The sequence below is a fragment of the Nocardia sp. IFM 10818 genome (assembly GCF_054655275.1).
Genome location: NZ_BAAHJH010000001.1, coordinates 526340 through 541137, shown reverse-complemented (window position 1 = coordinate 541137; position 14798 = coordinate 526340). Strand labels below are relative to the sequence as shown.

12 protein-coding genes are annotated in these 14798 nt (G+C 69.9%); 6 read left to right on the top strand and 6 right to left on the bottom strand.

Annotated elements, in window-relative coordinates; all coding sequences use genetic code 11:
* The first annotated feature begins 145 nt into the window (after positions 1 to 145).
* Positions 146 to 1072, top strand: coding sequence for a hypothetical protein (locus ACYQ5L_RS02595; RefSeq protein WP_459955222.1), 927 nt, complete (start codon positions 146 to 148; stop codon positions 1070 to 1072).
* 5 nt (positions 1073 to 1077) lie between these two features.
* Here the strand turns inward: ACYQ5L_RS02595 and ACYQ5L_RS02590 are convergent, their stop codons facing one another.
* A complete protein-coding gene (locus ACYQ5L_RS02590) occupies positions 1078 to 1905 on the bottom strand; it encodes a DUF1266 domain-containing protein (protein WP_459955221.1) in 828 nt (275 codons plus the stop codon).
* A gap of 148 nt (positions 1906 to 2053) precedes the next feature.
* Between ACYQ5L_RS02590 and ACYQ5L_RS02585 the strand changes: the two genes are divergently transcribed.
* Positions 2054 to 2314 carry a DUF2277 family protein gene (locus ACYQ5L_RS02585; RefSeq protein ID WP_459955220.1) on the top strand — a complete coding sequence of 87 codons (261 nt, stop codon included), beginning with the start codon at positions 2054 to 2056 and terminating at the stop codon, positions 2312 to 2314.
* 25 nt (positions 2315 to 2339) lie between these two features.
* Here ACYQ5L_RS02585 and ACYQ5L_RS02580 read toward each other — a convergent pair whose 3' ends face one another.
* Entirely contained in the window at positions 2340 to 3584 is a 1245-nt protein-coding gene (locus tag ACYQ5L_RS02580) for a PucR family transcriptional regulator (RefSeq protein ID WP_459955219.1), read from the bottom strand.
* Positions 3585 to 3750: 166 nt separating this feature from the next.
* Between ACYQ5L_RS02580 and ACYQ5L_RS02575 the strand changes: the two genes are divergently transcribed.
* The 3 genes from ACYQ5L_RS02575 (at position 3751) to ACYQ5L_RS02565 (ending at position 7208) form a co-directional block, all read left to right on the top strand.
* Entirely contained in the window at positions 3751 to 5403 is a 1653-nt protein-coding gene (locus ACYQ5L_RS02575) for an aldehyde dehydrogenase family protein (protein ID WP_459955218.1), read from the top strand.
* Positions 5400 to 6230: an SDR family oxidoreductase gene (locus ACYQ5L_RS02570; protein ID WP_459955217.1), complete on the top strand. Its 831-nt coding sequence runs from the start codon at positions 5400 to 5402 to the stop codon at positions 6228 to 6230. The genes ACYQ5L_RS02575 and ACYQ5L_RS02570 overlap by 4 nt, the downstream gene beginning before the upstream one ends.
* A gap of 105 nt (positions 6231 to 6335) precedes the next feature.
* The gene (locus ACYQ5L_RS02565) at positions 6336 to 7208 is read left to right on the top strand and encodes a PfkB family carbohydrate kinase (RefSeq protein WP_459955216.1); all 873 of its coding nucleotides are present in this window, start codon (positions 6336 to 6338) and stop codon (positions 7206 to 7208) included.
* Between the two features lie 115 nt (positions 7209 to 7323).
* On the opposite strand, the gene ACYQ5L_RS02560 is transcribed toward ACYQ5L_RS02565, so the two are convergent.
* Together ACYQ5L_RS02560 and ACYQ5L_RS02555 are read right to left on the bottom strand one after the other, a co-directional pair.
* Positions 7324 to 8007, bottom strand: coding sequence for a nucleoside/nucleotide kinase family protein (locus ACYQ5L_RS02560; protein WP_459955215.1), 684 nt, complete (start codon positions 8005 to 8007; stop codon positions 7324 to 7326).
* A 51-nt stretch (positions 8008 to 8058) separates the two neighbouring features.
* Positions 8059 to 9000: a GlxA family transcriptional regulator gene (locus ACYQ5L_RS02555; protein ID WP_459955214.1), complete on the bottom strand. Its 942-nt coding sequence runs from the start codon at positions 8998 to 9000 to the stop codon at positions 8059 to 8061.
* 110 nt (positions 9001 to 9110) lie between these two features.
* Here ACYQ5L_RS02555 and ACYQ5L_RS02550 point away from each other — a divergent pair, with 110 nt between their 5' ends.
* Positions 9111 to 10031, top strand: a complete 921-nt coding sequence (locus tag ACYQ5L_RS02550) for an NAD-dependent epimerase/dehydratase family protein (RefSeq protein ID WP_459955213.1) — start codon at positions 9111 to 9113, stop codon at positions 10029 to 10031.
* Between the two features lie 5 nt (positions 10032 to 10036).
* On the opposite strand, the gene ACYQ5L_RS02545 is transcribed toward ACYQ5L_RS02550, so the two are convergent.
* Together ACYQ5L_RS02545 and ACYQ5L_RS02540 are read right to left on the bottom strand one after the other, a co-directional pair.
* Complete coding sequence (locus tag ACYQ5L_RS02545) at positions 10037 to 12235, bottom strand: protein kinase domain-containing protein (RefSeq protein WP_459955212.1); 2199 nt, start codon at positions 12233 to 12235, stop codon at positions 10037 to 10039.
* A complete protein-coding gene (locus ACYQ5L_RS02540; RefSeq protein ID WP_459955211.1) occupies positions 12232 to 14781 on the bottom strand; it encodes a serine/threonine-protein kinase in 2550 nt (849 codons plus the stop codon). Before ACYQ5L_RS02540 ends, ACYQ5L_RS02545 begins: the two co-directional genes overlap by 4 nt.
* Between the last annotated feature and the right edge of the window lie 17 nt (positions 14782 to 14798).

The window sequence follows — 14798 nt, the reverse complement described above, 5'->3', positions numbered from 1 at the left end:
AGGTAAACGGCTGAAGAACGCGGGTGGTTCCCCAACCATCTGCGGCAACACGTCGGAACGACATCGCCGAGGTGTCGGACCGAGTGGTCACAATCATGGCATGGTCGTCCTATCGTGAGTGACGACACAACAGAGCGCAGGGGGTATGGACATAGTCGAGCTACGGACACCCACAGCGATCGTGCGTCATGGCAACGGGCGGTTGACGGTGCTGCGACCCGGAACGGACGGCGAGCGCGTGCTCGACGTGCCGGTTTCCGACCTTCTCAAGGTCAGGCTGAACCGGCGCGCCGATGACGCCGTCGTCATCGAGATCTATCTGCGGTACCCCACGCCGGTGCTCACCGGTGTCCCGGCCGACCGGACTCCCCTACCGGTGCTCATCGCCGAACACGATGTGCCCGCCGCGACGGTCATCGTCGAGCGGATCAACTCCCAGATCCTGGCCACCCAGCGCCTGGACGTGGCGGCCCCCGATCTGACCCCGCCCACCCCGTCCTGGGGGCGCAACGGCCCCACCCGCGCCGATGTGGATCGCGCGGTGCGGCGGATGGCCCCCAAACGCGATGCCAAACCGGCCATTTCGGCCCTGCACCGCTATGTCACCCCGGACGAGTACGTGCTGGAAGCCGCCATCGCCACCGCGGCGCCCCCGCATGCCAAGGGGACCGGACTGCTGGCGGTCACCACCACGCGGCTGATCTTCGTCTCCCTCGGCGCGCACAAGCGTTTCGCGCACGAGCTACCCATTGCCGCCCTGCTCTGGGCGCGCACCACCGATGAGGCCGCGGCCGGCGTGGCGCCGGGCGAATACGGCGTCGAGGTCAATGACGGCAATCAGTCCTGGCATTTCATCGGCGCGGACCGCGCCGACACCGAACGCGTTTCGGGCGCTTTGAATTTCGCCATTCAGCGGGAATCCGCCGATGGGGCCGCCGGGCCCGCCGATCCGGGTGTGCACAAGCTCTATTCGGAATGGGAACTGCTGGTGGAGCGGCATTCGCTCGGCATGGTGGACGACGCGCAGTTCCAGCGCTACGGGCGCGGGATTCTGCGGTCGCTGCCGGACTGAACCCGTTACTCGTCCTCGGGTTGCAGGGTGATGCGGCGCCACGGGCTGGTCGGTCGCATCCACAAGCGGAGCAGTTCCATGCGGCGGTCCACCCCGCCCGATTTCAGTTCGGCCAGGTCCTCACAGGCCTGCCAGTAGGTCCAGCCGGCGAGATAGGCGTCGCCGAATTGCCGCCAATTGCGGTATTTGCGCTGCGCCAGCGGTAATGCGCGCATGAGGTAATCCCACGCGGTCTCGGCTTCCATATAGCCGGCGGTGTAGGCCATTCGCGCGACCGCCACCACGCGCGCCAGATCCCAGGCCTGAATATCGGTGGGGAGCGGGCGGACCAGGTGATCGGTCAGGCCGAGTTTGATGGCTTGCGACCAAATATCGTAATCGCGCACCAGCGCTTCCGGATTCTCCATCCCGCGGAAGGAACCCACCTGCCGCAGGAAGGCCCGGTGCCGATCGGCGCGTTCGCCGAAACGGTCCCGTTCCGGGGAATTGATGGCGGCCTGCACCAGCGGGTGCACCAGCGCGTAGAGCGGTGAGTGCATACCGTCGAGGAGTTGCTCCATGGATGCCATGGCCTCGGTGCCGTCGGTGATCCCCCACGCCCCGGTCAGCGTGTCGATGGCGAGTTCGCGCCGGTCGCCGAGCGGATGCTCGCGTTCCGGGCCGAGCAGCAGCGCATCGTGGAAGGCGTCCCAGCGCGCCGAATAGAAACCGCCCAGCGACAGGGCGCGCAATTCGTCGTCGGAGACCTGCGCACCGGACCAGTGGTCGTCCTCGCGCTGGTCGAGCTCCGGGTACGGGAAGGTCGTCAGCGTGGGCACATCGCGGGCTGGCATACCTCGATTCTGTCTCATCGATCTTGGAGTGGCCGAGAATTCGCCGATCGCGTGTGGCGGCACACACCCGCGACCGGGTTCCGCCGGGAAAGTTAAGACCTGATTCTTGGCCTGTCACACAATGAAATCGGACGCTAGTCTCTGGGCCATGAGTAGGAACATCACCCTCCTGCGTGGTCTGGAGCCACCGGCCACGGAGCAGGAAATCTACGCGGCCGCACAGGAATACGTGCGCAAAGTCGGCGGCGTATCGGGTTTGACCACGGATACCAAACCGGCTGTGGACAAAGCGGTCGCGGCCATTGCGGCGGCCACCACGGCGCTGCTGGCGGAACTGCCCGAACGCCGCGGCGCGGCGCCGGCCGAATCGGCGCTGCGCGGCGCCGCGCCGGCCAAGGACGCGAGCTGATCGCCACGGCGGCGCGCGCCGAGCCTCACACGCCGTAGACGGCCACGCAGTCGAGCGCGATATCCAATCGCGGCCCGCGCTGGTCGATGGAGTGCCCGAGCAGTTCCTCTATGCGCTGAATCCGATAGCGCACGGTGTTCTTGTGTACGCCCAGCATTTTCGCGGCCGCGTCCGGACTGCGCCGGGCGCGCAGATACGCATGCAGCGTCTCCCGCAGGCGGGCGGTCTGCGCGTCGGAGGCGGTCAGCGCGCCCAGTTCCCGCTCGACGAGCGCCCGCATGGCGGTCTCGTCGGCCCCGGCCAGATAGGCCACCTCGACCTCCGGATAGTGCAGCAGCCGCGCGGTCTGCGGGCGCGCCCGTTCGGCCACCTGCCGGGCCGCCACCGCCTCGCGATGACTGCCGCGGAATCCGGCGGCGTGCGCCGCGGGCATCCCGGCCGCGACCCGCACGGGCGCTTCCACCGGCACGGCGACGGCGGCGGGATCGACGCCGTCGTCCACCCCGATCCACGCCCACAGCGCCGACGCCCCGGACGGCACGGTGAGCACGCTGCCATTGCCGAGCGCGGCCGCGCAACGCCCGACCACTCGGTCCAGCAGCCCCGCCGCCTCGTCCACACCGTCGGGCCGCGCCGGCGCGGCGTCCTCGTCGGTCCACAGCACCAGCGCGAGGTGCCGCTGCGCGAGCCGGTAGCCGAGCCGCGCCGAGGCCTGCTCGATATCGAGGTCGGCGCCGTCCAGTAGCGCCCGCACCAGCTCGGTGCGCTGGTTCAGCGCGGCGCGCAGCCCGCGCTCGCGCTCCTCCATATAGGTGTCGGTGAGCGTCTCCACCGAGGCGCTGACCCAGCGCGTGGTGCGCTCGAAAAGCCGCAGCAGCACCGCTCTTTCGATGTCCTGCGGGAGCTGCCGCTGGTCGATGACCTCGGCCATGTAGTCCACGACGGCGTCCTGCCCGATGTGGTAGATCCGCAGCAGCAGGCGCACGTCGTGGCCGCGGCGGGCGATGGTGCGGGCGAAGGCGTGCGCCTGCTCGGGCACCGGATATTCGAAACGGTCCTGGGTGAGCCCGCTGAGCACTTCCAGGGCGTGCGCGCGGGTGCTGGCGGCGAGATCGCGGCGCATATCGCGGTCGCGCAGTTCCGGGACGCGGGCGATGATCGCATTGTCGAGCCGGGTGACCACCTGTTCGAGGGTCTCGGTGCGCAGGGTTTCGGCGACGAAGTCGGCGATCCACTGCCGGATCACCGGGCTGGTGGCGGTAATGGCCATGGGCGACCTCCGAATTTGTATTCCGAGCACAAAACCGACCGGAACACTTGAGCATATGAGCCAAGAATGTGCCGCCGGAATTGTGTCACGATCATAGTTCAGTGAGCTGACACACAGTTCGCGCAGCAGTCCGGTTCGCAACGAAGCGCACGTGGGAGAGCACATCGTGACCAATACCGAACCCGCCGCGGGCACCCCCCGCAAAACCACGACCCGGAAAACCACGGCCCGCAAGGCCGCCGGGACCACCACCGCGAAAGCCGCCGCGACACCGGCCGCCGCCCCCACCGAGCTCGAGGTCCGCAATCCCGCGACCGGTGACCTCGCGGGCACGGTGCCCATCGTGTCCGCCGAGACCGTCGCCGAGAAGGTCCGCGGCCTGCGCGCGCATCAGGCCGAATGGGAGGCCATCGGCCCGGACGGCCGCAAGGAGTGGCTGCTGAAACTGCAGGACTGGCTGGTCGACAACACCGACCGGCTGGCCGATGTGCTGCAGTCGGAGACCGGCAAGGCGCGCATCGACTCGCTCATCGATCCGGCCTTCTCCATCGACCTCACCGGCTACTACGCCCGGCGCGCCGCGAAATTCCTTGCCGACGAACATCCTTCGCCGCACAGCCCGCTGGCTCGGGTGAAGACGCTCACCACCGTGTTCCGCCCCTATCCGGTGGTCGGCGTCATCACGCCCTGGAACTTCCCGCTCGCCATGCCGGTCATCGATGTCGTCCCGGCGCTGGCGGCGGGCGCGGCCGTCATCCTGAAACCCTCCGAGGTGACCCCGCTCTCGGCCGTCGAACTGGCGCGCGGCTGGCGTGAGATCGGCGCGCCGCCGGTCTTCGAGGTGGTCACCGGCGCGGGCGAGACCGGCGCGGCCGTCGTCGCGAATGTCGATTACGTGCAGTTCACCGGTTCCACCGCCACCGGCCGCAAGATCGCCGCGGCCTGCACCGAGCGCATGGTGCCGTTCTCCCTCGAACTGGGCGGCAAGGATCCGGCCATCGTGCTCGCCGACGCCGATCTGGACCGGGCCGCGCACGGCATCGCCTTCGGCGGCCTGTTCAATGCCGGGCAGGTGTGCATCTCCATCGAGCGCGTGTACGTGGAAGCGCCGGTCTACGAACAGTTCCTGACCAAGCTCACCGCCGCGGTCAAGGAGGTGCGCCAGGGTGTGGACGGCCGGGAACCCAAGTTCGACATGGGCGCGCTGGCCAACGAGAACCAGGCGCAGATCGTGCAGAAGCACGTCGAGCAGGCCGTCGACGCGGGGGCGCGGGTGCTCACCGGCGGTAAGCGCACCGGTGTGGGCACGCTCTTCGAGCCGACCGTGCTGGCCGATGTGGACCACACCATGACCTGTATGACCGAGGAGACCTTCGGGCCCACCCTGCCGGTCATGAAGGTGGCCGATGAGGCGGAAGCCGTGCGGCTGGCCAATGATTCGATCTACGGGCTGTCCGCCTCGGTGTGGAGCGGCGACAAGGATCGCGCCGAACGCGTTGCGCGCCAATTGAATGCGGGCGCGGTGAACATCAATGACGTGTTCAGCAATATGTTCAGCTACGCGCTGCCCATGGGCGGCTGGGGACTGTCCGGGGTGGGCGCGCGCTGGGGCGGCCCGAACGGGGTGCGCAAATACTGCCGCCAGCAGGCCATCACCAAACCGCTGCTGCCCACCCAGACCAAGGAACTGCTCTGGTTCCCGTACAACACCAACAAACTGGCCTTCGCCCTGACGGCCATGCGCGCCGCGGGTGCGCGCGGACTGCGGCGGCTCTCGGTGCAGTCGGTATTCGAAACCGTGAAGGGGACCAAGCGATGACCGACTCCAGTTCCATCTCCGGCAAGGTGGTCGTGATCACCGGCGGCGCCCGCGGCATCGGCCTGGCCACCGGTACGGCGCTGCAGGCGCTCGGGGCCCGGGTGGCCATCGGGGATATCGACGAGGCGACCGTCAAGGAATCCGGCGCCGCACGGGGATTCGAGGTGTACGGCCGTCTCGACGTCACCGATCACCAGTCGTTCGCGGATTTCCTGGACGAGGTGGAGCAGCGGCTCGGCCCGATCGATGTGCTGATCAACAATGCCGGGATCATGCCGACCGGACGGGTCGTCGACGAGCCGGATCAGATCACCCGCCGCATTCTGGACATCAATGTGTACGGCGTGATCCTGGGTTCCAAACTCGCCCTGGCGCGGATGCTTCCGCGCGGCCGCGGCCACATCATCAATATCGCCTCGCTGGCCGGCGAGAGCCATATTCCGGGCCTGGCCACCTACAACGCCAGCAAGCACGCGGTGCTGGGCTTCACCGACACCCTGCGCGAGGAGTACCGCGGCACCGGTCTGCACTTCTCCTCGGTGCTGCCGACGCTGACCAAAACCGAACTGGGATCCGGGGTCACGCCGCCCAAGCTGCTGCGCCCGGCCGAACCGGAGGAGATCGCGGACGCCGTCGCCAAGCTCATCGCGCAACCCCGGTCCAAGGTCCGGGTCACCGCGGTGGCGGGTGCGATCGCACAGGTCTTCGGCCTGCTGCCGGAATCCGTCGCCGATGCGCTCGGCCGGGCGCTGGGTTCCCAGACCGCCTTCCTGGACGATGTGGACAGCGACGCCCGCAAGGCCTACGAACACCGCGTGCGCGACTAGTTCGCGCCACGGGCACTCCCGCACCGGCCCCACGCTCTCCCGGCCGGTGCGGGAGTGCGCCGCGCCTTGCCGCCCTGATCCCCGCGATTGCCTATGGTCGCAAGCATGGATGACACCGCTGCGGTTTTCGTCGGCCTGTCGACCCTCGACCTCGCCTATGCCGTCGACCGGTATCCGGTCGAGGACACCAAAACCCAGGCCGCCGAGCTGTTCTTGGGCGCGGGCGGACCGGCCGCCAATGCGGCTGTCACCTACGCCTTCCTGTCCGGACGCACCCCGGCGCTGATCACGGCACTCGGCAAAAACATACTGGCCGAACCGATCCGGTCCGACCTGGGACAGCACAGCGTGGCCATTGTCGATCTGACGCCCGGCGGCGATCAGCAGCCGCCGGTGTCTTCCATCATCGTCGCCACGGCAGCGGCCACGCGAACCATCGTGTCGCTGGACGGATCTCGCATCGACGCGACCTCCGGAGATTCGGTGCGGGCAGACCTCGGCAGCGCCGCAATCGTGCTGGTGGATGGTCACTACCCAGAGCCCGCCCTGCGCATCGCGGCCGCCGCCAAGGCCGCAGGCGTACCGGTGGTGCTCGACGCCGGACGCTGGCGCAGCGTACACGCCGACCTGTTGGCGCACATCGATATCGCCATCTGCTCCGAGGCGTTCACACCGCCGGGCGCGCAATCCGATTCGCCCGATGCGGTCTTGGACTATCTGCACGCGCACGGACCACGCTTGGCGGCCGTCACCCGTGGCGGCCGGCCGATTTGCTTCTCCATGCCCGATGCCCGGGGAGAAGTGGCGGTACCGGCCACCGAAGCTGTGGACACCCTCGGCGCGGGCGACATCCTGCACGGTGCGTTCTGCCATTTCCATACCTCGGGCGAAACGTTCCCCGACGCTCTGCGCCACGCCGCCGAAGTCGCCGCCGCCTCGTGCCGGTATATCGGCACGCGAGAGTGGATGCGGCACTGAGCCGGGGCGAACCCGTTCGGCTGCAGTCGATGTCGTCGGCAGCCCGGCATGGGCAGATCCTCGCGACGCGTTCGGCCCCGCGACCGGGGAGGTCGCAGGACGGGAGGGCCGGCGGTCAGCAGATGCGGTAGTGGCGGCCGGATTTGCGCAGGACCAGGTCGGCGGTGGTGCGGGTGCGTTCGACGAGGCTGGCGTTGGGGAGATCGGATCGGGCCACTTTGGTTCTGGCGGCTTCCATGGTGCGGCCGCCGCGCATGTGACGGCGAACCAGGCGCTGTTCGATGATCGGGCGCGGGACGTCGAGGTACCAGGTTTCGTCGAGCAGGGGCCGCACCGCGGACCAGCCGGTCGTATCGCCGTCGTCGAGGAGCAGGTAATTGCCCTCGGTGACCACGATCGCCTGCCGATCGAAAACGACACCGCCCGGGACGGGTTCGTGGATGTCCCGGTCATAGGTCGGCCACGGGACCTGCACGCCGGGCGCGGTCGCACGCAAGGTACGCAGCAGTGCGACGTACCCGCCCGCATCGAAGGTATCGGGCTCCCCTTTCCGCGCCAGCTTCCCGGCCGCCCGCAACTGGGCGCTGGTGAGATGAAACCCGTCCATGGGCGCGACTTCGGCAATGCCGGTTCCGGCCGCCAGATTCAGCTCGTCCCGCACGCCGCGGGCCAGCGTCGACTTCCCGGCCCCGGGCGGACCGGCGATCCCGAGCACGAAGCGCCCGCTGTGCCCCGCGGCGCGCTTGCGTACACGCGCCGCCAATTCCGCCAGGGATATCTCGACGCTGCCGCGGGTCACGGCCCTACCCTACGGAATTCACCTCCTGTTTCGGTGCGGGCGCGGCCGATGTCATCGTCGATTGAAGGCGGTGCGGTAGGCGCTGGGGGTCAATCCGACGCGGCGGGTCAGATGCTGGCGCAGCGATTCCGCGGTGCCGAGTCCGGAGCGCCGCGCGACCTCGTCCATGGGCAGCCCGGTGATCTCGAGCAGCTCCCGGGCCCGGTCGATGCGCTGGTGCAGCAGCCATTGCAGTGGGCTGGAACCGGTTTCGGCGCGGAAGCGGCGGGTGAGGGTGCGCGTGCTGACGTGCGCGTGGGCGGCCAGATCCTGGAGGGTGAGCGGCCGGTCGAGGCGGGCGACCGCCCAGGCGCGGGTGCCGGCCAGGGAGGTCCCGGTCTCCGGCGGCAGCGGCGTCTCGATGAACTGCGCCTGCCCGCCCGGCCGGATGGGCGCGACCACCGCCAGCCGCGCGACCGCATTCGCCACGGCCGCACCGTGATCGCGGCGCACCAGGTGCACGCACAGGTCGAGCCCGGCGGCCAGCCCGGCCGCGGTGAGCACCTGCCCGTCGTCCACGAACAGCACATCCGGCTGCAGATCCACCCGCGGGAAGCGCTCCCGCATCTCCCCGGAGAACAGCCAGTACGTGGTCGCGGGCCGCCCGTCGAGCAACCCGGCCTGCGCCAGCACGAAGGCGCCCGTGCAGATGGAGGCGATGCGCTTGCCAGCCGCGGCGGCTTCGCGCAGCACCCGCAGGACCCGTGCATCGCCCTCGGCCCGCGCGCCGGTTCCGGTCACCATGACCGTATCGGCCGTGGCCACCTGCTCCAGTCCGTGTTCCACCAGCACGGCCCGGCCGTTGTAGCCGGGCACGATCCCGGGGTCCGGGGTGCACACCACCACCTCGTACACCGGCTGCCCGCCCACCCGCGCCGCCGGGAACACCAATTCCGGGATGGCGAGATCGAAGGTGGTGACCGGAGGTACCGCGAGAACGACGATTCTGTGCATGGCCTGAACCTTGGGATATCTGGCATTCCGGCCACTACTGTAGCGCGATCCGCACGGGCACAGTGGTTTCCGGGTCGCCGCGAGCGGCCCCCGAATCCAGGAGGAATCAGATGTCCTTGCACGTCATCACCGGTGCGGGCAGTACCGGCGCCCGGACGGCGCGGCTGCTGGCCGCCGCCGGGGAGCGAGTACGGCTGATCAGCCGGCGCGGGCTGGGCCCGGAGCATCCGCTCATCGAGCGGGTCGCCGGGGATATCGCCGACGCCGACCGGCTCACCGAACTGACCGCGGGCGCACGAACTCTGATCAATTGCAGCGCACCGCCCTACGATCGCTGGCGCACCGAGTTCCCGCCCATGGCGGCGAGCCTGCTCACCACCGCCGAACGCACCGGCGCGAATTACGTCTCGCTGTCCAATGTGTACGGCTACGGCCTGGTCGACGGGCCCCTGACCGAGGATCTGCCCATGACCCCGCGCGCCGTGAAAGGCGCTGTGCGGGCCCGCATGTGGCTGGACGCGCTGGCCGCGCACGAGGCCGGCCGGGCCCGCGTCACCGAGGTGCGGGCCGCGGACTTCCTCGGCCGCGATGCCGTATCGCTCTACAACCTGCTGGTGACGCCGAAGGTGGTCGCCGGGGAACCGGCCGCCTATCCCGGCGATCCGGACGTGCTCAAGAGCTGGTCGTACCTCGACGATGTGGCGCGCACCCTGGCCACCGTCGCCCGCGACGACCGCTCCTGGGGCCGCGCCTGGCATGTGCCGTCCACCCATATGTCACTGCGGGAGCTGACCCTTCGCCTGGCCAAGGTGGTGAACGCGCCGGAACCGCGGCTGTCGGCACTGTCGCCGGTGGAGCTGGCCTGGGCCGGTGCGGGTGATTCGATCGCGGCCGAGGTCGTCGAGATGTACTACTCGCTCGAGCACCCCGCCATCCTCGATTCCGCGCTCACCGAAAGCACTTTCGGCCTGTCCGCCACACCGATCGATACGGTGCTCGCCGATACGGCGCGGTTTTCCGCACCCGCCTGATCGGATCAGGCGAGAGTGCTCTGCGGGATGGCGCGCACCAGGGCGCGCAGATCGGCCTCCATGAGGCGGAACATCTGGTAGGTGAGCGCGAAGGCGAGCACGCCGCCGACGCTGAGCCAGCGCACCGTGCCGATCACCAGCTCCAGGTCGGCCGGCGCCACGAAGGTCGCGGTGGCCACGCCCAGCAGCGGCACCGACGCGGCGGCCGCGAGATAGAAATTGCTGCGGCGGCCCAGCGCCAGCAGCTGGCGCCGATCGTCCGGCCCGACCGCGCCGCGAGCCAGCAGCTGCGGATACAGCGAGCGCAGGGCGTACACCGTGACCAGGAAGAACGGATAGGCCAGGGCGATGGCCGCGCACACCACCTGGGCGGTGAAGAAGTGGCCGAAGGCATTGGGCGGCAAGGCCGCCCCGGAGCGGGACAGGGCCACCGGCCAGGCCAGCCCGGCGAGCAGCCACATGGCGAAAGGGATCCACACCGCGCGTTCCCCCATCAACAGCGTGTCGGCGCGGGCGCGGGCGAGTTCGGCGGCGGTGTAGTGACGGCCGTGGGCCAGCCGGTAGGAGACGGCGAGCGGCCGCCGCGCCAGCCAGAGCAGCAGCGCCGCCGCCAGGGGGAAGGCGATGGCATTGTTCACCAGCGCGACCGTCGCGAACCGCTCCTGGTCCGCGGCCGCGAGCCGATCGACGATGAGGCTCTGATTCAGCCGGATGTTGTACAAGCTGGCCAGCGCGTTGGGCAGCCCGACGCACACCACCGCGATGGGCACCGGCCAGCCGCGCATCCTGGCGCGCAGGCTCTTTCGCGGCGGATCCACCAGATCGCGGGCGCGCGGGTCCAGGCACAGATCCAGCTGCCCGGCCAGTTCCGCACCCCGCTGCCAGCGGCGGTCCGGATCGGGATGCAGGCATTCCAGCAGCACCCGGCGCAGCGCGGCCGGGGTCTCGGCGGGCAGGGCGGCCAGTGCGGCCGCCGGCACCCCGGCGCGACGGCGGGCCAGCATATCGGCCACCGTCGCGGAGCCGGAACCGCGGGCTGGATCCTCGAACGGCACTGTGCCGGTGAGCATCTCCCACAGCAGCACGCCCAGGGAGTAGAGATCGCCGCGGGCGCCGGGCAGCGGCGCGGCGGGATCGAGCATGACCGCCAGGGCTTCCGGTGAGCGGTAGCGCAGCGCCTGCGGATCCTCGGGCCAGGCGCCCGCCCGGGACAGCGGCCCGAGCGCGAAATCCGCCAGCTTCGGCACACCCTCGGCGGTGAAAACCACATTCCCGGGCCGGATATCGTGATGCAGCACGCCGTGCCGTTCGGCGTATTCCAGCGCCTCCGCCAGCCGCCGCCCCACCCAGGCCACGGTCTCCGGCCAGCTCAGCTCCGCGATCTCGGCCCGCACCCGGGAATCCGCCGGCCGGATCTCGCCCCGGGCCTCCATGGCCGCGTCCACCGCGCGCAGCAGCAGGCGGCCGCCGAGCACGGCGATCGACGCCGGGCCGGGCTGGGCGCGCCGCTGGGCCAGCACCTCCGCGGCGGTGCCGCCCGGCAGATACTGCATGTACAACAGCCGCAAGGGTTTTCCGGTGCCGCCGTCGACGATCGAACGCTGGTCGAACACCCGCACGATGTACTGATGATCCAACTGCGCGACGGTCGGCGCGTCGCTGTCGGCCCCGGCTTCCACGCGCACCGCCACCAAGCGCTGCATGGAGCGCTGCCGGGCCAGGAACATGCGGCTGTGCGCGCCGCCGCCGAGCTCGGTGAGCAGATCGAAATCATCGAGGCGGCGGCCGGTTCCGATGCCCTCGGGCAGGCTCGGCGGCGGGGTGCGGCGCGCGCTGTCCGCCTCGGCGAAGCGGGCGCGCAGCTCACCGGCCACCTCCGGATACTCGACGGCGAAGGCGTCGACATCGATCACCCGGTAGCGGCTGCGGACCAGGTACTCCTCGCACACCAGGTCCACGAAGTCCGGACTGGTCGCGACTTCGGGAAATTCGGTGCGGTACTCCGCGATCCGCTTCTCCATTCCGGCGCGCCGCCACCGCTGCCGCATATCCACGCGCACCAGATCGGTCAGCACCGCCAGGCGCGCGTCCCGCCCGTCGGGCACATAGTGATCCAGCGGCGGCGGATCCGGGCGATCGCCGCGCAGCGTGGATTCCCAGTCGGCGGCGAAACGGGCGACCGCGTGCATCGGATCGCCGCTCACAATCGGATACCCGACCGCTCATCGTCCGCATGGGCGGAACGGCCGGGCGCGACCACGCGCTCCAGGGCCCGCAGATCCGCCTCGAGCGCCCGGAACATGATGTACACCGCCACGAACGCCACGATGCCACCCACGCTGAGCACCCGCACCGCCACGATCACCAGCGGAATGTCATCGGGCGGCAGGAAGGTCACGCCCGCCACCGCCAGCAGCGGCACCGAGGCCGCGATGGCCAGATAGCCGGTGCAGCGGTTGCCCAGCCGGTGCAGCCAGGCGGCATCGTCGGCGCTGATGTCGCCGTGCCGCAGGAACATCGGATAGACGCACCGCACCAGATAGAAGGTGACCAGGAAGAACGGATACGCGGTGGCGATGGCGCCGCACACCCACAGCGAGACCAGGAAGTGCACCGCGCCGCGCGGGGCGATATCGCCGGTGGCCAGGTGCAGCGACAGCGGGAAGGTGATGCCCGCCAGCACCCACGCCGAGATCACCACGAACGAAATGCGCTCCCCGCACAGCAGCACATCGCGGCGGGCGCGCGCCAAGGTCCGCGCATCGAATTCGCGGCCCTTGCGCAGACCGCGCGGCACCGTGATCACATACCGGCACAGATAGATGATCACCGCCAGCCCGATCGGATAGAACAACCCGTTCACCGTGGCCGTGGTGAGCGTGAAGGTCCGCATGGCCTGCTCGGAGAGCCGGCTCACGATCAGCGTGTCGTTGTGCATGATGTTGTAGATCGAGGCGATCACGTTCGGTACCGTGACGAACAGCGTCACCAGCGGAATCATCCAGCGCCGCAACCGCATCCGCGGACTGTGCGGCGGCGGGTCGACCAGATCGCGGGCCCGCTCGTCCAGGCACAGCTCGAATTGCTTGGCCAGCACCGACCCGCTGCTCCAGCGCTGATCGCGCGCGGGGGCCAGGCAGGTGAGCAGCACCCGGCGCAGCGCGGCCGGGCAGTCGGGCGGCACCCGCTCCAGCGCACCGGCGTCCACGCCGCTGCGGCGGCGGTGCAACATGGCCTCCAGGGTGGTGCGGTCGCCGTGCCCGCCCGGACCGGCCGTGGTGTCGTCGAACGGCTTTGCGCCGGTGAGCAATTCCCACAGCACCACGCCCAGGGAGAAGATGTCGGCGCGGGTGTCGAGATCACCGGCGGTGGTGGCGCTGCCGGGATGGCAGGCCTCCAGCTGCTCCGGCGACATGTAGGACAGCGAGCCGCCGAAGTAGGAGACCGGGCTCGCGCCGTCCAGATTGCGGCTGAAACTGATATTGAAGTCCGCCAGCTTCGGCACGGCCTCCGCGGTGAGCAGCACATTCGCCGGTTTCACATCGCGGTGCAGCACCCCGTGGCCGTCGGCGTAGTCGAGCGCCTCGGCCAGCCGGCGGCCCAGCCACGCAACGGTTTCCGGCCAGCTCAGCCCGGCCAGCTCGGCGCGCACACTGGAATCGGTGGGCCGGATCTCGCCCTTCTCCTCCATGGCCGCGTCCACCGCGTCCAGCAGCAGCTGCCCGCTGCGTTCGGACGCCGGCGTGGCGCGCACCCAGCGCAGCACCCCCAGCAGGGTGCCGCCGGGCAGGAACTGCATGTACAGCAGGCGCAGCCGCCGCCCGGTCTCGGTGCGCACACCCGACATCAGCCGCTGGTCGAAGACGCGCACGATGTAGTCGTGGTCCAGCTGGGCCAGCGTCTGCGGCTCGGTGCCGTGATCGGCGGAGATCTTCACCGCCACCAGGCGCTGCAGCGACCGCTGCCGGGCCAGGAACACCCGCGCGAAGGCACCGCTGCCGAGGCTGGTGAGCAGATCGAAATCGTCGATGCGCTGGCCGATTTCGATGCGATCGAGCAGTTCGGTGGTCTCCGGGGCGCTGATCCCGCTGGTGGCGCGGGCCGCGTCCGGGGCGGCGCCGGTGAGTTCGCCGAGGTCGGCCTGGGTCAGCTCACCCGGATCGGGGACGCGGGTGCTGTCGCTGTCGAGGTCGATTCCGGGCCGGGTCGATTCCTCCGGCGGGGCGCCGGCCCGGGTGGAATCGTCGAGTGTGAAATCCGGTTGGGTCAGACCATTCGGCGCGAAGGCCGCACGCGTGGGCTCGTCGAGCGGCGATCCGGCGCGGGTGGACTCCCCGAATCCGGGCCGCGTGGAATCCTCCAGCACCGACCGCCGGGTGCTCTGGTCCTCGTCATCGGCATTGAGCAGCTCCCGCAGCTCGGTGGCCTGATCCGGGAACTCGCGCACATAGTCGCGCGGATCCACCCGCTCCCCGCTGTGGCGGCGGATGACGAACTCCTCGTAGACCAGTCCCGGGGGCAGGTCACCGATGGTGAGTTCGGGGAATTCGGAACAGTATTCGGTCAGACGCTTGCGCGCCTGCGCCCGGCCCGGCGGCAATCCGGACCCGCCCAGCCAGCGGTGCCGCATATCGACGCGAATGAGTTCCACCAGCGCACCGCGCCGCAGCGCGGCGGCATCGGGCAGGAAATCGGCGATCTGCGGCGGCGCGGAGCCGGTATCCCAGGCCGCCGTGAACGCGGCAACCACAGTGAATTCCGTTCCAG